General features: G+C 71.4%; 19 protein-coding genes. 11 read left to right on the top strand and 8 right to left on the bottom strand.

Features of this window, described 5'->3' with window-relative positions; genetic code table 11:
- Positions 1 to 74: 74 nt before the first annotated feature.
- Together scy and mce are read right to left on the bottom strand one after the other, a co-directional pair.
- On the bottom strand, positions 75 to 3,956 hold the full coding sequence (gene scy / locus ACFY0U_RS34200; protein ID WP_388642413.1) for a polarized growth protein Scy: 3,882 nt from the start codon (positions 3,954 to 3,956) through the stop codon (positions 75 to 77).
- Positions 3,957 to 4,166: 210 nt separating this feature from the next.
- Complete coding sequence (mce, locus tag ACFY0U_RS34195; protein WP_388642411.1) at positions 4,167 to 4,607, bottom strand: methylmalonyl-CoA epimerase; 441 nt, start codon at positions 4,605 to 4,607, stop codon at positions 4,167 to 4,169.
- A gap of 148 nt (positions 4,608 to 4,755) precedes the next feature.
- Between mce and ACFY0U_RS34190 the strand changes: the two genes are divergently transcribed.
- The 3 genes from ACFY0U_RS34190 (at position 4,756) to ACFY0U_RS34180 (ending at position 8,540) form a co-directional block, all read left to right on the top strand.
- Positions 4,756 to 5,958: an acetyl-CoA C-acetyltransferase gene (locus ACFY0U_RS34190; protein ID WP_388642410.1), complete on the top strand. Its 1,203-nt coding sequence runs from the start codon at positions 4,756 to 4,758 to the stop codon at positions 5,956 to 5,958.
- A gap of 30 nt (positions 5,959 to 5,988) precedes the next feature.
- Positions 5,989 to 6,945, top strand: coding sequence for a methylmalonyl Co-A mutase-associated GTPase MeaB (gene meaB / locus ACFY0U_RS34185; protein ID WP_388642408.1), 957 nt, complete (start codon positions 5,989 to 5,991; stop codon positions 6,943 to 6,945).
- A 320-nt stretch (positions 6,946 to 7,265) separates the two neighbouring features.
- Positions 7,266 to 8,540: an MFS transporter gene (locus ACFY0U_RS34180; protein WP_388642406.1), complete on the top strand. Its 1,275-nt coding sequence runs from the start codon at positions 7,266 to 7,268 to the stop codon at positions 8,538 to 8,540.
- A gap of 6 nt (positions 8,541 to 8,546) precedes the next feature.
- Here ACFY0U_RS34180 and ACFY0U_RS34175 read toward each other — a convergent pair whose 3' ends face one another.
- The gene (locus ACFY0U_RS34175) at positions 8,547 to 9,221 is read right to left on the bottom strand and encodes a PepSY domain-containing protein (protein WP_388642405.1); all 675 of its coding nucleotides are present in this window, start codon (positions 9,219 to 9,221) and stop codon (positions 8,547 to 8,549) included.
- A 143-nt stretch (positions 9,222 to 9,364) separates the two neighbouring features.
- Here ACFY0U_RS34175 and ACFY0U_RS34170 point away from each other — a divergent pair, with 143 nt between their 5' ends.
- Positions 9,365 to 10,033 carry a response regulator transcription factor gene (locus ACFY0U_RS34170; protein ID WP_388642404.1) on the top strand — a complete coding sequence of 223 codons (669 nt, stop codon included), beginning with the start codon at positions 9,365 to 9,367 and terminating at the stop codon, positions 10,031 to 10,033.
- Entirely contained in the window at positions 10,030 to 11,448 is a 1,419-nt protein-coding gene (locus ACFY0U_RS34165) for a sensor histidine kinase (protein ID WP_388642402.1), read from the top strand. Before ACFY0U_RS34170 ends, ACFY0U_RS34165 begins: the two co-directional genes overlap by 4 nt.
- Positions 11,449 to 11,462: 14 nt before the next feature.
- Here ACFY0U_RS34165 and ACFY0U_RS34160 read toward each other — a convergent pair whose 3' ends face one another.
- From ACFY0U_RS34160 to ACFY0U_RS34140, 5 genes are all read right to left on the bottom strand, one after another.
- Positions 11,463 to 11,939 carry a MarR family winged helix-turn-helix transcriptional regulator gene (locus ACFY0U_RS34160; protein WP_388642400.1) on the bottom strand — a complete coding sequence of 159 codons (477 nt, stop codon included), beginning with the start codon at positions 11,937 to 11,939 and terminating at the stop codon, positions 11,463 to 11,465.
- A 95-nt stretch (positions 11,940 to 12,034) separates the two neighbouring features.
- Positions 12,035 to 12,832 (bottom strand): AIM24 family protein, encoded by a 798-nt coding sequence (locus ACFY0U_RS34155; RefSeq protein WP_388642399.1) that lies wholly within the window; start codon positions 12,830 to 12,832, stop codon positions 12,035 to 12,037.
- Positions 12,829 to 13,479 (bottom strand): AIM24 family protein, encoded by a 651-nt coding sequence (locus ACFY0U_RS34150; protein ID WP_388642695.1) that lies wholly within the window; start codon positions 13,477 to 13,479, stop codon positions 12,829 to 12,831. The genes ACFY0U_RS34155 and ACFY0U_RS34150 overlap by 4 nt, the downstream gene beginning before the upstream one ends.
- Before the next feature lies 1 nt (position 13,480).
- Positions 13,481 to 14,113 carry an AIM24 family protein gene (locus ACFY0U_RS34145; RefSeq protein WP_388642694.1) on the bottom strand — a complete coding sequence of 211 codons (633 nt, stop codon included), beginning with the start codon at positions 14,111 to 14,113 and terminating at the stop codon, positions 13,481 to 13,483.
- Between the two features lie 84 nt (positions 14,114 to 14,197).
- Complete coding sequence (locus tag ACFY0U_RS34140) at positions 14,198 to 14,515, bottom strand: DUF6191 domain-containing protein (protein WP_388642397.1); 318 nt, start codon at positions 14,513 to 14,515, stop codon at positions 14,198 to 14,200.
- Between the two features lie 129 nt (positions 14,516 to 14,644).
- Between ACFY0U_RS34140 and ACFY0U_RS34135 the strand changes: the two genes are divergently transcribed.
- The 6 genes from ACFY0U_RS34135 (at position 14,645) to ACFY0U_RS34110 (ending at position 20,230) form a co-directional block, all read left to right on the top strand.
- Positions 14,645 to 14,992: a DUF3817 domain-containing protein gene (locus ACFY0U_RS34135; protein ID WP_388642395.1), complete on the top strand. Its 348-nt coding sequence runs from the start codon at positions 14,645 to 14,647 to the stop codon at positions 14,990 to 14,992.
- Positions 14,989 to 15,282, top strand: a complete 294-nt coding sequence (locus ACFY0U_RS34130; protein WP_388642393.1) for an MTH1187 family thiamine-binding protein — start codon at positions 14,989 to 14,991, stop codon at positions 15,280 to 15,282. Before ACFY0U_RS34135 ends, ACFY0U_RS34130 begins: the two co-directional genes overlap by 4 nt.
- 165 nt (positions 15,283 to 15,447) lie before the next feature.
- On the top strand, positions 15,448 to 16,212 hold the full coding sequence (locus ACFY0U_RS34125; RefSeq protein ID WP_388642391.1) for a hypothetical protein: 765 nt from the start codon (positions 15,448 to 15,450) through the stop codon (positions 16,210 to 16,212).
- Positions 16,209 to 16,889, top strand: a complete 681-nt coding sequence (locus ACFY0U_RS34120) for a DUF4166 domain-containing protein (RefSeq protein WP_388642389.1) — start codon at positions 16,209 to 16,211, stop codon at positions 16,887 to 16,889. Before ACFY0U_RS34125 ends, ACFY0U_RS34120 begins: the two co-directional genes overlap by 4 nt.
- A complete protein-coding gene (locus ACFY0U_RS34115) occupies positions 16,886 to 17,551 on the top strand; it encodes a TetR/AcrR family transcriptional regulator (RefSeq protein ID WP_388642388.1) in 666 nt (221 codons plus the stop codon). Before ACFY0U_RS34120 ends, ACFY0U_RS34115 begins: the two co-directional genes overlap by 4 nt.
- A gap of 903 nt (positions 17,552 to 18,454) precedes the next feature.
- Positions 18,455 to 20,230: a glycosyltransferase family 2 protein gene (locus tag ACFY0U_RS34110; RefSeq protein WP_388642386.1), complete on the top strand. Its 1,776-nt coding sequence runs from the start codon at positions 18,455 to 18,457 to the stop codon at positions 20,228 to 20,230.
- The last annotated feature ends 2 nt before the right edge of the window (positions 20,231 to 20,232 follow it).

Below are 20,232 nucleotides of genomic sequence, written 5' to 3'. Positions count from 1 at the left end.
GACGGCTTGCCAAAAACTTGGTCAAAGGCCCCAGACGGCACCGGAATTCGACCTGTCGGTCAGCTGTCCGTCGCCTAACTGTCTGACGACTTGCCACCCGAACGAGGGGCGCCGACCGAGACGCCGGCCTTGACGCCACCGTCCTTGCCCGCCGCAGGGGCCTCGAAGGACTCCAACGCCTCCAGGACGTCCTGGACACGGGAGATCTCGGCGTTGATGTCCTCGCGGCGCCGCACCAGGATCTCCAGCTCGCGCTTTCCTTCCTCCACCGTGCGCCGCGCCTCGCGGATCGCCTCCGCCTTGAGCTCCTCGGCCTCCCGCACGAGCGCCGACTTCTTCTGCTCGGCCTCCTTCAGGAGCCCCTCGGCCTTCTTCACGGCGGCGATACGGACCTTGCCCGCCTCGGAGTTGGCCTCCGAGACCAGCTCCTTGGCCTTCGCCTGCGCCTTCGCCAGCTGCTCCTCGGACGCCTTGATGAGCGCGTCGCAGCGGTCGCCGGTCGACTTCATCGTCTCGGCGGCCTCACGGCGGGCCCGCTCGTGCAGGTTCTCGATCTCGGTCGTGATGCGGTCGCGCAGCTCCTCGGCGCGCTCCCTTATGGCGGTGGCGTCCCGGCGGGCACCGACGAGCAGCTCGTCCGCGTCCGTACGGGCCTTCTCCACCAGGGAGTTGCCCTCGACGGTCGCCTCCGAGACCAGCCGGTCGGCCTCCGCGCGGGCCGCGCCCACCATGGTGTCGGCCTGCCCCTCCGCGTCCGCGGTGGTCTTGTGGGCCTGCTGCTGTGCCTCGGTGAGGAGCTTGTCCGCCTCGGCCGTGGTCTCCGTGATGAGCTTGTCGACCTGCTCGGCCACGTCCTGGCGCCGCTTGCCCGCGTCCTTGCGCGCCTCGTCGAGGGTCCGCTCGGCCTCCTCGCGCGCGGCCGTCGTGACCCGCTCGGCCTCGGCCAGGGCATCGGCCTTGACGCGCTCGGACTCGCTGCGGATCCGCTCGGCGTGCTGCTGTGCGGAGCCGACCGTGTCGGCGGCCTCGGCGCGCAGCCGCTCCGCGTCCCCGGTGGCGTCCGCGATCAGCTGCTCGGCCTTGGCGACCGCCTCCGACCGGACGCGCTCGGCCTCGTTGACGGTGTCCGTGCGCAGCCGGTCGGTGTCGGCGAGCGTCTCCGCGGTGAGCCGCTCGGCCTCGTTGCGCGCCTCGGTGATGAGGGTGTCGGCCTGCGAGGCCGCGTCCGAGCGGATGCGGTTGGCGTCCTCACGGGCGTCCGCCCGGGCACGGGCGGCGGCCTGGTCGGCCTCCGCGATCGCGTTCGAGGCGTCCGTGCGCACCCGCTGGGCGTGCTCGGCGGCGTCCGACCTGAGCCGCTCCGCCTCCGCGATCGCCTCGCCGACGGTGCGCTCGGCGAGCGACTTGGCGGCCTCCGACTCCTCGTTCGCCTCGCGCCGGATGCGGCCCGCGTCCTCGCTGGCCCGCTCCCGCTCGGCGTAGGCGTCGGCGCGGACCCGGTCCGCCTCCTCCTCGGCCTCGCGCCGGGTGCGGTCCGCGGCGTGCTCGGCGGCGCTGCGCAGCCCGGTGATCTCCTCCTGCGCCTGCTCGTGCAGCCCGGCCACGGAGTCCCGTACCTGCTGGGCGTGCTGCTCGGCGCCCGACACCATCTCGGTGGCGCGCCGGTCGGCCTCCTCGACCAGCCGTACCGCCTCGGCCTGCGCCTCCTCCACGCGGTTGCGCGCGGAGGCCAGCAGCTCCTCGCTCTGCTCGCGGGCCCGCTCGCGCTCCTGGTCGGCCTCCTGGCGCGCCGAACCGAGAGTCTCCTCGGCCTCGCGGCGGCGCCGGACGGCCTCCTCCTGGGCGGCGGCCAGCGTCTCGGACGCCTCCGTCGCCAGCCGCTCGGCGGCGGCCTGCGCCTCGGCACGGACCCGGTCGGCGGTGTCCTGGGCCTCCGCCTTCAGCTGCTCGGCCTCGGCCGCGGCCGCCGAACGCAGCCGTACGGCGACGGACTCGCCCTCCGCACGGGACGCGGACGCGTCGGAGGCGGCCTCGTCACGCAGCCGTTCGGCCTCCGCCTCGGCCTGCTGCTGCAAGGTGCGGATCCGCTCGGCGGCCTCGGCGCGCAGCCGCTCGGTCTCCTCGGCGGCCTCCCGCCGGATCCGCGAGGCCTCCGCGCGGGCCTCGGCCAGCGCCTGCTCGGCGGCGGCGAGGCGCTCCTCGGCGTCGGTGTGCAGCCGGGACAGTTCCTCGGCGGCCTCGGCCCGGCGGGTCTCTATGGCCCGCTCGGTCTCCTCGTGCAGCTCACGCGCGGCCCGCTCGGCGTCCGCCTTGATGGCCTCGGACTGCTCGACGACCTCCGCGCGGTGCCGCTCGGCCTCCTGGCGGGTGCGCTCCAGGGTCTCCTCGGCCTGCCGGCGCAGCGTGGTGGCGCGCTCGATGGCCTCGGTGCGGACCTTCTCGCTGTCCGTCGTGGCCGTCTGCCGCAGCTCGTCCGCGTCCTGCTTGGCCTTCGCCAGCAGCTCCTCGGCGGTCTTGGCCGCCTCCTCGATCTGCTGGACGGCCTCCTTGCGGGCCTCCGCGCGGATCTTCTCGCCCTCGGCGACCGCGTCGGCACGCAGCTGCTCGGCCTCCCCGCGCAGCCGGCGCGCCTCCTCCTGGAGCTCGACCGTCTTGGCGCGGTACTCCTTGGTGTCGTCCTTCGCCGAGCCCTTGAGCTGCTCGGCGATGTCATGCGCCTCGGCGCGCAGCCGGTCCGCCTCGGCCTCGGCCTCGGAACGGATCCGCTCGGCCTCCTCGGCGGCGGCCCTGGTGGTCTTACGGGCGTCCTCGGACGCCTTGTTGAGAACGTCCTCGGCGGTCTTGGCCGCCTTGCCCAGCTGGGACGCGGTCTCCTCGGCGGTGATCGTGCGGGCCTTCTCGGAGGCCTCGGCGACGATCTTCTCGGCCTCCGCGCGGGCGTCCGCGACGACCTGCTCGGCGTCCGCCTTGGTGGTCTCGGCCTCCTTGGTGGCCTCGCTGACCAGCCGGGCGACCTGCTCCTTGGCCGTACGCGTGCGCTGTTCGTTGGCCGACTCGGCGCTGGAGAGCGCCTTCTCGGCGGCCGCCTTGGCCTCGGCGACGAGCTTCTCGGCCTCGCTCTGCGCCTTGCGCAGCGCCTCCTCGGCCTCCGACATCCGCTGCTCGGCGGCACGGCTCAGCTCGGTCGCCTGGCGGCGGGCGCTGTCCGACTCGGTCGCCGTGGAGTTGCGCAGCTGCTCGGCGTGGTCGGTGGCCTCCTGGGCCTGCGTGGACGCCGCGTTCAGCAGCCGCTCGGCGTCCGTGCGGGCACGGCGCAGCAGTTGCTCCGCCTCCGCGCGGGCCGTCTCGGCCTCGCTCTGGAGCCGCTGCCGGGCCTCGGCGGCGACCCGCTCGGCCTCCGCGCGGGCGGCGGCCATGGCCTGCTCGGCCTCCGCGCGGGACTCCTCCAGGAGCCGGCGGGCCTGCTGCTCGGTACGGGCGCGCAGCTGCTCGGCCCACGCCACGTTCTCGTTGACATGCGACTCGACGGTCTGCCGGCGCTCGGAGAGCTCCTGGTCCAGCTGCTGGCGGCGGGTGACCGCCTCCTGGTGCAGCTCCGCCTGGAGCCGCGCCGCGTTCTCGGCGTGCTCCTGGAGGATGCGCTGCGTCTGCGCCCGCGCCTGGCTCAGCTCGCGCTCGGCGTCCTGGCGCAGCTGATCGGCCTGGATCTGGGCGTTGCGGAGCAACTGTTCGGCCTGATAGCCGATGTCGCCGCCGTCGTAGGACGGTCGGGACATGAGGGTGCGCCGCGCCTCGTGCAACTTGGCGCGCAGCACCTCGACCTGGTAGCCGAGGTCCTCGGCGTGCTGGATCGCCTTCTCCCGCTCGGTCTTCAGCCGATCCATCTCGGCCTCGAACCGAGAGAGGTGGTCGACGTCAGCCGCCGGCTCTCGCTCCTGGCGTTCGTAGCCCCGCACTGCGCGGTCCCATCCGTCCCCTGGTCGCATGTCTGGCCAAACGAGCTCCGTCCATCCGCCGAACGGGGCCCCCGGGGAATGGTGTCAGATCAACGGCGGAGCAAGGGCCGCAGCCCCGACGCTCGTCCCCCGAAAACCCGGACCCCGGCCCGCGGTCACCCCCCGAGGGTGGCGACCGCCCCCAACCCTACCGGCCCATATGTACGGGGGTCAGTGCTCAGGTGACTCAACAGGCGCCGAAGTGACCAGTTCTGTCAGTACGCCGTGGCAATCCTTCGGGTGCAGGAACGTGATCCGTGACCCCATGGAGCCGCGTCGCGGCTCCTCGTACAGAACGCGTACGCCCTTGTCGCGGATGTCCGCGGACTCCGCGTCCACATCCGCCGTACCGAAAGCGATGTGGTGCACGCCCTCGCCGTTCTTGGCCAGCCACTTCGCGACGGTGGAGTCCTCGCGGGTCGGTTCGAGGAGCTGCAGGTAGGAGGCCCCGCCGTCCGAGGTGTCGTTGATCTTGAGCATGGCCTCGCGCACGCCCTGCTCCTCGTTGACCTCGGAGTGGTACACCTCGAAGCCGTAGGTGGCCCGATAGAACTCAACGGTCTTGTCGAGGTCGAAACAGGCGATCCCGATGTGGTCGATTCGCGTCAGCATGGAACTCAGTGCAGCGCTCCGGAGGTGGTTACGCAACGTGCGCGCGATCACACCGACGGCCCGGTGACGGCACGGAGTGCCACTCAGTACATTCGAAGTAAACCCTCGTTCACTCCTCAGCTGTGCAGCTGAAAGGGGATCGCACCTCATGTCTGGTTCGAACAGCACGACGTCCGTGATTGTCGCGGGTGCCCGCACCCCGATGGGACGGTTGCTCGGCTCCCTGAAGTCCTTCTCCGGAGCCGACCTCGGCGGCTTCGCGATCAAGGCCGCCCTCGACCGTGCGGGAATCGGCGGCGACCAGGTGCAGTACGTGATCATGGGCCAGGTGCTCCAGGCCGGAGCGGGCCAGATCCCGGCGCGCCAGGCCGCGGTCAAGGCCGGCATCCCGATGGGCGTCCCCGCGCTCACCATCAACAAGGTCTGTCTGTCGGGCCTCGACGCGATCGCGCTGGCCGACCAGCTGATCCGCGCGGGCGAGTTCGACGTGATCGTCGCGGGCGGCCAGGAGTCCATGACCAACGCGCCCCACCTGCTCCCGAAGTCCCGCGAGGGCTACAAGTACGGCGCCATCGAGATGCTCGACGCCATGGCCTACGACGGTCTCACCGACGCCTTCGAGAACATCGCCATGGGCGAGTCCACCGAGAAGCACAACGCGCGCCTCGGCATCGGGCGCCCCGAGCAGGACGAGATCGCCGCCCTGTCCCACCAGCGGGCCGCGGCCGCCCAGAAGAACGGCATCTTCGAGGCCGAGATCACCCCGGTCGAGATCCCGCAGCGCAAGGGCGAGCCGGTCGTCTTCAGCAAGGACGAGGGCATCCGCGCGGAGACCACCGCGGAGTCCCTGGGCAAGCTGCGCCCGGCGTTCACCCGCGACGGCACCATCACGGCGGGCACGTCCTCGCAGATCTCCGACGGTGCCGCGGCCGTGGTCGTGATGAGCAAGACCAAGGCGCAGGAGCTCGGCCTGGAGTGGATCGCCGAGATCGGCGCCCACGGCAATGTGGCCGGACCGGACAACTCCCTCCAGTCCCAGCCGTCCAACGCCATCCTCCACGCCCTGAAGAAGGAGGGCCTGGAGGTCGCCGACCTCGACCTCATCGAGATCAACGAGGCCTTCGCCGCGGTCGCGGTCCAGTCAATGAAGGACCTCGGGGTGTCCACCGAAACGGTGAACGTCAACGGTGGTGCCATCGCCCTGGGCCACCCGATCGGCATGTCCGGCGCCCGACTGGTGCTGCACCTGGCGCTGGAGCTGAAGCGGCGCGGCGGAGGTGTCGGCGCGGCCGCGCTGTGCGGCGGCGGCGGTCAGGGTGACGCGCTCATCGTGCGGGTACCCAAGGCCTGAGCTGTTCTTCTCTAGCGGATCGGAGCTGTGATGCAGGACGTCTCCTCTCTGGTGGCCCAGGCGAGGGAGGGCAGGCCGCGGGCCGTGGCCCGGCTGATCTCCCTGGTGGAGGGGGCGTCCCCGCAGCTCAGGGAGGTCATGGCGGCGCTGGCCCCGCTCACCGGCAACGCGTATGTCGTGGGCCTGACCGGCTCGCCGGGCGTGGGCAAGTCGACGTCCACGTCCGCCCTGGTCACCGCGTACCGCAAGCAGGGCAAGCGGGTCGGCGTCCTGGCCGTCGACCCGTCCTCGCCCTTCTCGGGGGGCGCCCTGCTCGGCGACCGCGTCCGGATGTCGGACCACGCCTCCGACCCCGGCGTCTACATCCGCTCGATGGCCACCCGCGGCCACCTCGGCGGCCTGGCCTGGTCGGCCCCGCAGGCGATCCGGGTCCTGGACGCGGCGGGCTGCGACGTGGTCCTGGTCGAGACGGTCGGTGTCGGTCAGTCCGAGGTCGAGATCGCCTCGCAGGCCGACACTTCAGTCGTGCTCCTGGCCCCGGGCATGGGCGACGGCATCCAGGCGGCCAAGGCCGGAATCCTGGAGATCGGCGATGTGTACGTCGTCAACAAGGCCGACCGGGACGGCGCCGACGCCACCGCCCGCGAGCTCAACCACATGCTGGGCCTCGGCGAGTCCCGCGGCCCCGGCGACTGGCGCCCGCCCATCGTGAAGACGGTCGCCGCCCGCGCCGAGGGCATCGACGAGGTCGTCGAGGCGCTGGAGAAGCACCGCGCCTGGATGGAGGAACACGGAGTCCTCGCCGAACGCCGCCGCGCCCGCGCCGCCCGCGAGGTGGAGACCATCGCGGTCACGGCCCTGCGCGAGCGGATCGGCGACCTGCATGGGGACCGACGCCTGGACGCGCTGGCGGATCGGATCGTGGCGGGGGAGCTGGATCCTTATGGGGCGGCGGACGAGCTGGTGACGGGGCTGACGCAGGGCTGAGGCGGGCTGGGCGGGAGCAGGCTGGGTCTCACGTGGGCGTCGCGCGGTCGGCGCAGGCGCTGCCCCGTGGGGATGGGTGGATCTGTCCCCCTGCCGAGCTTCGGTGACCTGCGGTTTTCCCGCCCGGAGGTGAGACGGATCCGCCCATCCCCGCGCCTCCGCCACCGACCCGCCCATGGCCAAACTCCCCGCGCCGTTGGTACGTTGATCCACATGTTCCTTCTCTTGGCATAGAGCGCGCCCCGCTCGCGGCCGGCCGATCGTGGCCGTCGCGGCGCTTCGGCGTCCCTCGCTCATGCCTTCAGTGGAGGAACCTCCCCATGTCCGCGTCCTCGCGGCGGCCTTCGTATGCCGCCGTGCTCCGTGTTCCCCATGCCCGCCGGACCTTCCTGGCGGCCCTCAGCGGTCGGCTGTCGTACGGAATGGCCCCGATCGCCGTCATGCTCGCCGTGACCCGGGCGACCGGGTCGTACGCCGTGGCCGGTGTCGTCATGGCGCTGTTCGGGGCCACGGGCGTGCTCCTGTCGCCGTACCGGGCGGCGCTGGTCGACCGGTACGGGCCCCGGCGGGCCCTGATCCCCATGGCCCTGCTCCACGCGGGCCTGCTCGGCGTGCTCGCGGCGGTGAGCTGGCGGCCGGGCGCACCCGCGGTGGTGCTCGGCGCGGCCGCCGCGGTGACGGGCGCCTGTGCGCCCCCGCTCGGCCCCACGATGCGCATGGTGTGGGGTGAACTCGTCGGTGACCGGGCGCTGTTGCAGCGCGCCTACAGCCTGGACGGCGTCGCGGAGGAACTCCTCTACGTCACCGGCCCGTTGCTGGTCGGCGTGGTGATCGGCGTCGCCTCCCCGGCCGCCGGCGTGCTGCTGGGCGCCCTGCTCATGGCGGCGGGTTCGCTCGCCTTCGTCACCTCGCCCGCGGTGTCCTCGATACGTCCCACCGGGCGCCCCAAGTCCCGTTCGTCCAGCACTGGTTCGCTGCCCCGCGGGGCCCTGCTGCAACCGGTGGTCGTGGCGGCGGGCGTGGGTCTGTCGCTGGCCGCGGTCGACCTCCTGGTCGTGGCCTTCGCCGCGGCCCGGCAGCAGGGGGACGACACCGTGGCCTGGGTCCTCGCGGCACTTTCGGCGGGCAGCGCGGTGGGCGGCCTGCTGAACGGCGCCGTCGACTGGCGGACGCCCGCCCGGATCCGCCTCCCGCTCCTCTCCGCCGGCCTGGGCCTCACCCTGGCCGCCGCGGGCCTGGCCCCCGGCACCGGCACCCTCGCCCTGGCGGCGGCCCTCGCCGGGTCGTTCGTCGCACCGGCCCTGACCACGGCGTACCTGATCGCCGACGAGGCGGCCCTGCCGGGCTTCCGCACACAGGCCGGCGCCTGGGTCAACACGGCCGTCAACGCCGGGAGTTCGACGGGCGCGGCGACCGCGGGGCTGCTGGTGGAGCGGCTGCCGCTGGAGGTGTGCTTCGCGGTGGCGGGAGCGGTCGCGATGGTGGCGGCACTGGCGGGTGCACTGGTCGGGGCGCTGGTCACGGCACGGCGAAGCGGCCGTACGCCGGAGCGTACGGCCGCCACTCCCGCTGCGGCTGACGTGCGGGTCCTCTGATCCGCGTCAGTCCTCGTCGTCGTCCGAGCGGTCCGTCGTGACCTTGCCGCTGTTCAGGTCGACCTGCCAGTCCTGATCGGCCTTGCCGGTGGCGCGGGTCTCCACGTCCCAGGCCCGCGAGCCACCGTCGTCGTCGAGGTCCACGGAGGTCACGGCGCCCTTGGCGGCGGCCGCCTGTGCCGCCTCCGCGGCCGTCACGGACGAACCCTTCAGGGCGGCCCGCACCTGGGCGGTGTCGTCCTCCTGCTCGGTGTGGGAGCCCAGCACCTTGCCGGTGGCGGGGTCGATCGTGATGCTGTGCCAGGTGTCGCCGCCCAGCACGTCGACGTCCCACACGACCTTGCCGCTGTCGTCCTCGTCGTCCAGGTCGGCGGAGACGGCGGTGCCCGGGACGCTCTTCAGCGCGGCCGCGATCGCCTCGGCGGCGGTGACGTCGACATCGCCGGTGGCGACCGCCGTACGGTCATCGGCGTCGTCCTCGCGGTCGTCGGCGTCATCGGCGTCGTCGTTCACGTCGTCCGCCCGGTCGTCCGCGTCGTCGCGGTCGGCGACCACCTGCGTGCCGGCGCTCGACTGGCGCTGCGTCGCCGTCTCGTCGTCGCCCGCGGCGAAGGCCGCGACGGTGCCGCCGGTGGCCAGGGCGGCGGCGGTCAGGGTGGCGATGACGATGTTGCGCTTCATGAGGGTTCCTTCCCCTTGAGTCGTTTTCGCTCGATTTCAGCGATTCGCTCGCTTTCGACGTGAACAAACATCGCCGACCGACGCTGAGGGGAACCTGAAGTCACCTGAAGGGATCTTCAGCTTGGCTTTGTCACGCTGTACGCATGCGCCTGTTGATCGTGGAGGACGAGAAGCGGCTGGCCCTGTCGCTCGCGAAGGGTCTGACCGCCGAGGGATACGCCGTGGACGTGGTCCACGACGGCCGGGAGGGCCTGCACAGGGCCACCGAGGGGACGTACGACCTCGTGATCCTCGACATCATGCTGCCCGGCCTCAACGGCTACAAGGTCTGCGCCGCCCTGCGCGCCGCGGGCCACGAGGTGCCGATCCTGATGCTCACCGCCAAGGACGGCGAGTACGACGAGGCGGAGGGCCTGGACACGGGCGCCGACGACTACCTCACCAAGCCCTTCTCGTACGTCGTCCTCGTCGCCCGCGTCAAGGCGCTGCTGCGCCGCCGGGGCCAGGGCGCCGGGGCGTCGCCCGTGCTGGCGCACGGCGACCTCAGGGTCGACACCGCGGCCCGCCGGGTCTTCCTCGCCGACGACGAGGTGACGCTCACCGCCAAGGAGTTCGCGGTCCTGGAGCAGCTCGTCACCCGCGCGGGCGAGGTCGTGTCCAAGGCGCAGATCCTGGACCACGTATGGGACTTCGCCTACGACGGCGATCCCAACATCGTCGAGGTCTACGTCAGCGCCCTGCGGCGCAAGCTGCGCTCCGGGCTCATCAAGACGGTCCGCGGCGCCGGATACCGGCTGGAGGCGGAACGGTGAGGAGGCTCTTCGGCTCGGTCCGGGCCCGGGCGACCCTCGGCGCCACGCTCGTCGTGGCCGTGGCGCTGGTCGCGGCGGGGGCGGCGGTACTGCTGTCGCTGCGGTCCAATCTCGTCGACCAGGCGGGGACGAAGGCGGAACGCGAGGCGCGGGACGTCGCCTCCCAGCTCCTCACCGCGACGAGCCACGACCAGGTGGACCTGGGGGACGACAGTCCGGTCCAGGTCGTCGACGAGGGCCGGAGGCTCGTGGCGGCCAGCGAGGGTCTGGAGCGGATCAGCGGGACGGCCACGGACGAGGTGAGGCCGACGACACGGGCGGGCGGTACCGGCGGTACGACCGGGTCGGACGACTCCGACGACGACGCGGACGACGACACCGAGAGCCGGGAAGCCGGGGAGATCGGCGACGTGGAGTTCACCGACGGCTCCGCGACGGTCGACGGCGACACCGAGGACTACCGCTTCGCCGCCGTCCCCGTGGAGACCCAGGACAACGGCACCCTCACCGTCTGGGCGGGCGGCTCCCTGGACGCCGAACAGAGCGCCGTGGACACCACGACGACCGCCATGCTGATCGGCTTCCCCCTGCTGATCGGCGTCGTCGCGGGCGCGACCTGGCTGGTCACCCGCCGCGCCCTGCGCCCCGTGGAGGGCATCCGCCGCGAGATGGCCGCGATCACCGCCTCCGAGGACCTGGCCCGCCGGGTGCCGGAGCCGGACACGCACGACGAGGTCGCCAGGCTCGCCCGCACCACCAATGTGACCCTGGCCGCGCTGGAGACCTCCGTGGAGCGCCAGCGCCGGTTCGTCGCCGACGCCTCGCACGAACTGCGCAGCCCCATCGCGTCCCTGCGCACCCAGCTGGAAGTGGGCGCCGCCCACCCGGAGTTGCTGGACGTGCCGGGCGCGGTGGAGGACACCGTACGACTCCAGCGCCTCGCCGCCGACCTGCTGCTGCTCGCCCGTCTGGACGCGGGGGAGGGGCCCGGCGACAAGCGGCTCGACCTCGGTGAGGTGGCGCGGCGGGAGGCGCGGGGGCGGGACGGGGTGACCGTCGAGGCGGTGGACGTGGAAGCGGTGGGGTCCCGCGGCCAGCTGGAACGGGTGATCGGCAATCTGCTCGACAACGCGCAGCGGCACGCCCGTGCGGTGATCGGTGTGACCGTACGGCGGGAGGGGGCGTGGGCCGTCGTCGAGGTCGCCGACGACGGGGACGGGGTCGCCGAGGCCGACCGGGAGCGGATCTTCGAGCGGTTCGTACGGCTCGACGAGGCCCGCAGCCGTGACGACGGCGGCGCCGGCCTCGGACTCGCCATCGCCCGCGACGTCGCCGCCCGCCACGGCGGCACCCTCACGGTCCGCGACGCACCGGCAGGCGGAGCCCTGTTCGAACTCCGCCTGCCGATCGTCTAGCTGTCGCTACCCGGTCACGGCCGCCCGCGCTGGCCGCGCAGATGCTCCGCGATGGGCTTGAGGGACTTGTCGAGCTCCGCCATGGACTCGGGGTTCAGCAGGTCGATGAAGTGCCGCCGCACGGACGCCACGTGGTGTGGCGCGACCTTCTTCATCGTCTCCATGCCGTGCTCGGTCAGCACCGCGTACAGACCGCGGCGGTCCGACTCGCAGTTCTCGCGCCGCACCAGGTCGGCGTTCTCCATACGGGTGATCTGGTGCGAGAGGCGGCTCTTGGACTGGAGGGTGGCGGACGCGAGGTCGCTCATCCGCATCCGGACATCCTCCGACTCGGAGAGATTCACCAGGATCTCGTAGTCGTTCATTGTCAGGCCGAACGGCTGGAGGTCCTTCTCTAGCTGGTACGTCAACAGCCTGTTGACCTCCAGGTGGGTGCGCCAGGCACACTGCTCCGCATCGGTCAGCCAGGGCGTGGCCGTCTCGGTCTCCATGAATGAAGTCTACCTAAGAAGTTGAAAGGCGAACTAGTGAGGGTTTCGATGTGACGGCGTGCACACGTTCGACGTCACACTCCGCAGACTACCGCTCACAGCCCGAAGCGACGCTGGAGGTCTCCCAGCTGTCCGGGAAGGCGCGGTGTGCCCGCTTGCTGTGAAGGGCCTGTGGAGGGCACTCCGGAACCGGGTACTCCGGCCTGCTGCGGAACCGCCCCCGTGGCCTGCTCCGCCATCAGTGCCTCGGAGGACTGGAGCAGTACGGTGCCGGCCCCCACGAACTCGAACTGATGCTCCTCTCCGGAGGCCCCGCCCAGGCCCGTCATCGCACGTAGACCGCCCATCAGGCCGGTCATGTAGCCGTGGTCGTAGTGATGGCACGGCGACGGGCAGTCGGCCCAGCCGACGAGCGCCTGCGGGTCCACCCGGATCGGGGGTTCCATGAACACCACCGGGCCGTTAGATGCGGCCACGAACTTTCCGGTTCCGATCAGGGTCAGAAAACCCGGCACGATCGATTGCTTGAGGGCAAGACTTGGCTGAAAAGCGAGCAGGTTGCCTGAGCGAATGGTCAGGTTGCCGTTCTCGAGGTCGTACGAATTCACGTCGAAGGCCCGGTCGGCGAGGAGCATCTTGCCCGAACCCTCGGCCACGACCCAGTCGCTCGCGTGCAGAGGCGAATGGAAGGACGTACGGACAAGTCGGTCGAGTCGACCGTGCCCGACGCCGTTGAAGTCGATCGAGCCGTAGTAGGCGATCATCTTCCCCTTCTGCAGGAACCACTGGCTCCCCTTGAGCTCCACGCAGAAGGTGTAGTTGTTCACGTTGTCGTCGACGGGCAGCGTCGCGGGGTCGTGGACGGTGGGGCCGGGGCCCGGGTAGGTGCTCACAGCTTTTCCTCCGACGCCTGGACGAACACCGCTCCATGGCCGCTGAGCTCCAGCTGGAAGGCCTCGCCGGAGCCGCGGCCCACCATGTCGCGCCAGCCGAGCGCGGTGGACAGCTTGTTGCGGACGTCGCCGTGGTGGGCGACGTAGGCCTGCGGGTCGACATGGACCGGCCGCTGCGGGGTGATCGGCAGTTCGATGACGCCGCCATGGGCCATCACGGCGACCGAGCCGTGGCCCTTGAGCGTGGTGGTGAACAGCCCCTGGCCGGTGACCTGGCCGCGGACCATGCCCATGACGCCGCCCTGCGAGCCCATGAACATCGTGCCCTGCTGAAGGGTGCCCTCGAAGGCGAGGAGGCGGTCCGCCTCGACGTACAGGGTGTCGCCGGTGAGGTTGATCACCTGGACGTGGTGGCCGCCGTGCCCGAACAGGACGGTGCCGCTGCCGTCCACGGTCATCAGCGGTGTGGCCTCGCCGGCGACCCGGCGCCCGATCATCGACGCGATCCCGCCCTGGCCGCCCTGGGTGTTGGGCGTGAAGGAGACCTCGCCCCGGTAGGCGAGCATCGCGCCGCGCTGGCTGAACAGCCGCTGCCCGGGCATGACGGTCGCCTCGACCATCTTCGAGTTGAGCTCGCGGAACGCCATCTCAGACATCCCCCGCGATCGTGTTCCGCTCGCTGGGCTGGACGTACACCAGACCGTCCCCCTCGAAGCGGATCTGGAAGGCCTCACCGCCGCCCTCTCCCATGAAAGTGCGGAAAGTCACACCGGACTGGAAGGACTGCCGCAGATTCCCCTGGTGCGCGATGTACGCCCCCGGGTCGACGCTCAGCGGGTACTGCGGGCTGACGCGCAGCACCACGGCCGGTCCGTCCGAGGTGATCGCCGCCTGTCCGTGGCCCTCGACGGTGGTCGTGAACAGGCCGTTGCCCTGCGAGGCGCCGCGCAGCCCCGTGAAAGTGGTCCCCGTGCGCAGCCCGCCGTCGGTGGCGAGCAGATTGCTCGACTCCACGTAGAGCTTGTCCCCCTGGAGACCGACGAGATTGATCTCGGAGGCGCGGTCGGCGAACCAGCAGGTCCCCTGCCCCCTCACCTCCATCACCGTCATCTGCTCACCGGTGATCCGCCGGGTCACCATGCCCCGGATGCCCTCACCGCCACCGCTGAGCTTCTTGAACGCCATCTGTCCGTCGTACGCGACCATCGAGCCGTTCTTCGCCTTCACGGCGTCCCCGGTCATCTCGACGGCGAGCACCTTGCTGCCTTGAAGTCGGAACATCGCCACGCTGCGAAGGTAGCTCCCGGAAAGGCCTTGCCGACAGGGCCCGTGGGTGGAGAGAGACCCTGATCGCACCCCTAGGGGTCAGCGGCCGGCGCCGGGCAGCCGTATGACCGCCTTCCCCGAGGTCAGGTCGACGGTGGAGCGCGGGGGCGCGCCGTCCTCCTCGTCGTCCCGCATCACCAGCGCGCTCTGCCGCTCCTTGAGCTCGTGCTGCTTGCCGGGCGAGAGGGCGGCGTGCAGTTGCTCGAAGCCGGTCGCGGAGACCTGCCCCTGCCGGGCGGCATTGCGCCAGGGCAGCACTCCGGCCCGGCCGGCCCGCAGCAGCAGCTGATCGGCGAAGGCCAGCACCGTGAGCAGGACGACCAGCCCGGGCAGGGTCATGAAGAAGACGAACTCCACGCGCGCTCCTGGCTGCGAGACGCCGACGACGGACCCCCCAGCCTGTCCCCGCTCAGCCGTTTGCCACAATGGGCAAACGTTTGTGCACGCATTCACAAAGCGTCGACGCCCCTCCACCGAAGGTGACCCGTGGACCTCAAGACCGCCAGCGCCCTCCGCCGCCTCCGCCTCGTCTCCGCCCCCGAGGCGGTCTCGTTCCTGCTCCTGCTCGTCTGCTCGGTCCTGAAGCGGACCACGGACTTCAACGCGGTGCCCGTGATGGGCATGGTCCACGGCGTTCTCTTCATCCTCTACGTGATCTTCTGGGCCGACGCCTGGAACCGTACGAAGTGGCCCGTCGGCACCGCCGCCCTGTACTTCGTCCTCTCGGTCCTGCCCACCGGCGGCTTCTTCGCCGAGCGCAAGCTCAAGCGCGAGGCCGAGGACGCGGTCATCGCCTCCCGCGCCCGCCAGGAGAGCGCGGTGAAGACGTCGTGATCGTCGCCTTCTCCGTCACGCCGCTCGGCGTGGGCGACGAGGTGGGGGAGTACGTCGCCGACGCCGTACGGGTCGTCCGCGAGTCGGGTCTGCCGAACCGCACCGACGCGATGTTCACCTCGATCGAGGGCGACTGGGACGAGGTGATGGACGTCGTGAAGCGCGCCGTCGCCGCGGTCGAGGCACGTGCCCCGCGCGTGTCCCTGGTCCTCAAGGCGGACATCCGCCCCGGCGTGTCCGACGGGCTGACCTCCAAGGTGGCGACGGTGGAGCGGCACCTCGCCGAGTAGCCCCGGCGACGGCAGGGACAGACAGCCGAAACCCCGGTCCGCGCGGACCGGGGTTTTCCTGTGCCCGGTGTTTGAGCGATCGCTCAAAGAGGTGTACGTTCCTGCCCACAAGGTTTGAGCAGTCGCTCAAAAATGCGGAAAAGGCCAGCTCGCAGGGGGATGCACATGGGCCAGCGCAGCGCGCTCTACATCGAGGCACGGATCCACGCCGACCTCGACGACCTCTGGACCCGCACCCAGGACCCGGCCCGCCACCAGCGCTGGGACCTCCGCTTCACCGAGATCGCCCACCTCCCGCGCGCGGAGGGCGAGCCACAGCGCTTCCGCTACGCCACGCGCCTGCTGCCCGGCCTCATGATCGCCGGGACCGGCGTCTGTGCCGGCGAGAAGGAACGCCCCGACGGCACCCGCACCTCCGCCCTGCGCTTCAGCTCTCCGCATCCGCTCTCGCTCCTCGCCGAGGGAAGCGGCTACTGGCGGTACATCCCCGACGGCGACGGCGTGCGCTTCCTCACCGGCTACGACTACCGCCCGCGCTGGGGAGCCTTCGGCGCACTGGCCGACCGCCTGCTCCTCCGCCCGCTGATGGGCTGGGCGACGGCGTGGTCCTTCGACCGTCTGCGCCTCTGGCTGGAGTGGGGCATCAGCCCGGAGCGGGCCCGCCTCAACTGGCTCATGGAGCTGTTCACGAGGGCCGTCATCCTGGCCGTGACCGGTGCGGGCCTCGCCACGGAGTCCGTACTCCCCGCCTTCGGCCCACTGGCGGTGCTGATGGCGTTCTGCTGGCCCCTGCTCCTGACGGTCCTGTTCTTCGCGGCCCTCCTCGCACCACCGCTGCCCTGCACCCCCGCGGCCCGCCGCTGCCGGCGAAAGGCGCCGAGCCGCAGCCGTGCCCCCCGTCTCCTGCGCACCCTGGAGACCCCGCGATGACCTCGATCTTCCGCACCGTGATGGGCGTGGCCTTCGACGACCTCCACCCCCAGCTCCAGCGCCGCTTCTCGGTGGGTCTGGCCTCCGGCGAGGCCTGCACCGGCCGTGGCGTCATGGACCGCGTCTGGCACGGCGGCGCCTTCGTGAAGCCGTTCCTCGCCCTCGGCGCCACCCGCAACATCCTCGTCCCGCGCACCGGCCGGAACGTCCCCTTCACCATCGAGAACGTGCCGTACACGGACACCTACGGCCGTGAGACGGTGACCTTCGTGCGCACCTTCCGCCTCCCCGGCCGCCCCCGCCGCTTCGACGCCCAGATGGTCCTGAGCCCCCAAGGCGACCGGATCCTCGACTACCTCGGCACCCACCAGCACCTGGCGAGCGACCTCCACTTCCACGCCGAGCCCGACGGCTCCCTCCTCATCCGCTCCGGCGAACACCGGTTCCGCGAGGGCGTGGTGGACGTACGGGTGCCGGAACTGATCGGTGCGACGGCGGAGGTCCGGGAGTCCTACGACGACGAGACGGACCGCTTCCGTATCCGAGTAAGGGTCACCAACAAGCACTTCGGCCCCCTCTTCGGCTACGAGGGCAGCTTCGAGGCGACGTACACGGCCCTCCGCACCTGTGGTGTCCGCCCCGGTCTGCGCCCCGTCCGCGAGGAGTCCCGCGCGTGAGCCCCGAGACGGCGAAGTCCCTGGAGACCAAGACCAAGCTCCTCGAAGGCGCCCTGCGCACCCTCGTCGAGCAGGGCATCGCCAAGACGTCCGCCCGCACGATCGCCTCGGCGGCGGGCGTCAACCAGGCGCTGGTCTTCTACCACTTCGGCTCCGTCGACGAACTCCTCGCGGCGGCCTGCCGATACGGCGCCGAACAGGCGGTGTCCCGCTACCGTCCCCGCTTCGACCAAGTGGGCTCGCTCTCCGAACTCCTCGTCGTCGGCAGGCAGATCCACGAAGAGGAACGCTCCGGCGGTCACGTCGCGCTCCTCGGCCAGCTTCTCGCGGGCGCCCAGACCCACGACAGCCTCGCGGCGGCCACGGCGGCGGGCCTCGAGTCCTGGATCACCGAGATCGAGAAGGTCCTGCGCAGGGTTCTGTCCGGCACCCCGTTCGAGGAGTTCACGAACCCCGCGGGTCTCGCCCGCGCGGTCGCCGCGTCCTTCGTCGGCATCGAGCTGTACGAGGGCGTCGACATGCAGGGCGCGACGGCCGCGCTCGACGCCCTGGAACAACTGGGCGCCCTGGTAGCCGCGCTGGAGGAACTCGGCCCGGTAGCCCAACGCGCGGTCCGCCACCACCTACGCCGAACAAATCGCCGCCAACCAGGACTGCCGTAGACCTCTTCTCGCCCCCGCCGCCCTTACCCATTCCCATCCCCAGGGGCTGCCGCCCCTTCAACCCCGCCCCTGGGGGCTCCGCCCCCAGACCCCCATCGGCCCTGAAGGGGCCTCGTCCTCAAACGCCGGACGGGCTGAAAGAAGATGCGGGACCGGCGTGGAGGGGTGTCGCGCCCGGCGGGTGGGTGGGGGTTCGGGATGGCAGGTTCTCGTCCCCGAACTTCGCGTGGGCTGGGGCGCGTGGCCGGCGTGAAGGGGTGTCGCGCGCGGCGGGTGGGTGGGCGATCGGGGTGGCTGACCTTCGTCCCGCGCCGGGCGGGCTGGGTAGGGGGCGTCGTCCCCGGCGGGTGGATGTTGCCCTTGTCCTCGGACGCCGGACCTGCCGGCCCGCGCCCCGCGGACCACCGTAGAGCCGCTCCCTGCGACCCCCGGCGGGGCACCACGCGCGCTCGCGCAACGGCGAGCAGGGGACGTACCGGGGGGTGTCCGCCCGCAGCGTCGGGCGACCGACCAACCGCACAGCCCCAACACACAGCACCGCCCGACCGAGGACGGACACCCCCCGGTGCGGCACCGACCCACGACGCAACCGCACTGCGCGACGCACACCCCCACCGGACCGCAACGGGCCGCCGCAGGCATCCACCCACTCACGCCGCAGCCGCAATGCGCAGCGCGCACCCCCACCCGCCCCACCACGGGCCGCCGCAGGCATCCACCCACTCACGCCGCAGCCGCAGTGCGCAGCGCACACCCCCACCCACCCACCCACCCCACGGGCCGCCGCAGGCATCCGCCCACCCACCCCACGCAGGCCCACCCGCCTGGACCCTCCCAGTTCGACACGTCCCTAAAACTCCACTTGTGTATGGGTATCGGCTCGTTCGATCACTGGAGGGCGCTGTGCGGCCGGAGGGCTACGACTACGACACCCACAGCCGACTCGCGGGACCGCTCACAGAGCCGTCCGCCGAGAAGTACCAGGTGCGGTACACCTCACTCCTCGCAGGCGAGCCGCACCGAATACGCGCGGTCCTCCTGATGACCCTCGCGCCCCTGCTCACCGGCGCCCTGCTGGTGTACCTCGTCTGGCCCACCCACTGGGTGGAGCGCGAGGGCGGTGACGAGTGGATGATCGGGCTCGACATCACGATGCTCATAGCCATCGCGCTCATCGAGCTGTTCATGGTCGTCAACGTCGCCTCCGTCGCCCACGCCACCCTCGTAGCCCGAGACCCCGTCCCCGTCACCCCCGAACCCGCCACCCGCGTCGCCTTCCTCACGACGTACGTCCCGGGCAAGGAACCCCTGGAGATGGTCCGCGCCACCCTCGAAGGCGCCACGAGGATCACCCACACCGGCCCCCTGGACATCTGGCTCCTGGACGAGGGCGACGACGAACAGGCCAAGGACCTCTGCACGGAACTCGGCGTACGGCACTTCACCCGCCACGGCGTCCCCGAGTGGAACCGGCCCAAGGGCGTCCACAAGGCCAACACCAAGCACGGGAACTACAACGCCTGGATCGCCATGCACGGCGACGAGTACGACTTCTTCGCCTCGGTCGACACCGACCACGTCCCGCTCCCCAACTTCCTTGAGCGGATGATGGGTTACTTCCGGGACCCGGACGTCGCCTTCGTCGTCGGCCCGCAGGTGTACGGCAACTACCACAACCCCGTCACCAAGGCCGCCGAGTCCCAGCAGTTCCTCTTCCACGCACTGATCCAGCGCGCCGGCAACCGCTACCGCGCCCCCATGTTCGTCGGCACCAACAACGTCGTACGCATCGCGGCCGTGAAACAGATCGGCGGCCTCTACGACTCCATCACCGAGGACATGGCCACCGGCTTCGAACTCCACCGCCACCGCAACCCGAAGACCCGCAACCACTGGCGCAGCGTCTACACTCCCGACGTCCTCGCCGTCGGCGAAGGCCCCGCCTCCTGGACGGACTTCTTCACCCAGCAGATGCGGTGGTCGCGCGGCACGTACGAGACGCTCTTCAAGCAGTACTGGAAGGCACCGTTCACGATGCCGCCCGGGCGGCTGTTCTCGTACACGCTGATGCTCGTCTACTACCCGATGACCGCCGTCAACTGGTTCCTGGGCATTCTGAGCTGCTTCCTGTTCCTCTGGTTCGGCGCCTCCGGCACCCAGGTCGCCGCCTCGGTCTGGCTGATGCTCTACAGCGACGCCGCCGCCCTCCAGATCGGCCTCTACCTCTGGAACCGCCGCCACAACGTCTCCCCGCACGAACCCGAGGGATCGGGCGGCCTCGCGGGCATGGCGATGTCGGCCATCTCCGCGCCGATCTACCTCAAGTCCTTCGGCGAGGCCCTCGTCCGCCGCCCCAGCCGCTTCGTCATCACCCCGAAGGGCGGCGACGCCAGCCCCGACCGGCTGCTCACCTTCCGCATCCATCTGTTCTGGGCCGCCCTCCTCGCCGCCTCGCTGGCCGGCTCGGTCGCCCTGGACCACACGCATGTGGCGATGCGCACCTGGGCGGTCCTGGCGATGGCGATATCCCTGGCCCCGGTGGGCGTGTGGATCGCCACGCGCCTCAAGGAACGCCAGGCCGACCGCGCCACGGCCACGGCCTCAGCCACCCCCCGCCCCGTCGACGGCACCGAGCCCGCCCTCGCCACCACCTCCAGCACCACGACAGGAGGGAACTAGGC

It is taken from the genome of Streptomyces sp. NPDC001536 (assembly GCF_042894505.1).
Taxonomy (GTDB): Bacteria; Actinomycetota; Actinomycetes; order Streptomycetales; family Streptomycetaceae; genus Streptomyces.
This window is presented reverse-complemented; position numbering and strand designations above follow the sequence as displayed.

Coding starts and splice junctions, on each gene's coding strand:
- mce (WP_388642411.1), bottom strand. CDS start 4,607: ATGCTGACGCGAATCGACCACATCGGGATCGCCTGTTTCGACCTCGAC.
- ACFY0U_RS34190 (WP_388642410.1), top strand. CDS start 4,756: ATGTCTGGTTCGAACAGCACGACGTCCGTGATTGTCGCGGGTGCCCGC.
- meaB (WP_388642408.1), top strand. CDS start 5,989: ATGCAGGACGTCTCCTCTCTGGTGGCCCAGGCGAGGGAGGGCAGGCCG.
- ACFY0U_RS34180 (WP_388642406.1), top strand. CDS start 7,266: ATGTCCGCGTCCTCGCGGCGGCCTTCGTATGCCGCCGTGCTCCGTGTT.
- ACFY0U_RS34175 (WP_388642405.1), bottom strand. CDS start 9,221: ATGAAGCGCAACATCGTCATCGCCACCCTGACCGCCGCCGCCCTGGCC.
- ACFY0U_RS34170 (WP_388642404.1), top strand. CDS start 9,365: ATGCGCCTGTTGATCGTGGAGGACGAGAAGCGGCTGGCCCTGTCGCTC.
- ACFY0U_RS34160 (WP_388642400.1), bottom strand. CDS start 11,939: ATGGAGACCGAGACGGCCACGCCCTGGCTGACCGATGCGGAGCAGTGT.
- ACFY0U_RS34150 (WP_388642695.1), bottom strand. CDS start 13,479: ATGGCGTTCCGCGAGCTCAACTCGAAGATGGTCGAGGCGACCGTCATG.
- ACFY0U_RS34145 (WP_388642694.1), bottom strand. CDS start 14,113: ATGTTCCGACTTCAAGGCAGCAAGGTGCTCGCCGTCGAGATGACCGGG.
- ACFY0U_RS34125 (WP_388642391.1), top strand. CDS start 15,448: ATGGGCCAGCGCAGCGCGCTCTACATCGAGGCACGGATCCACGCCGAC.
- ACFY0U_RS34120 (WP_388642389.1), top strand. CDS start 16,209: ATGACCTCGATCTTCCGCACCGTGATGGGCGTGGCCTTCGACGACCTC.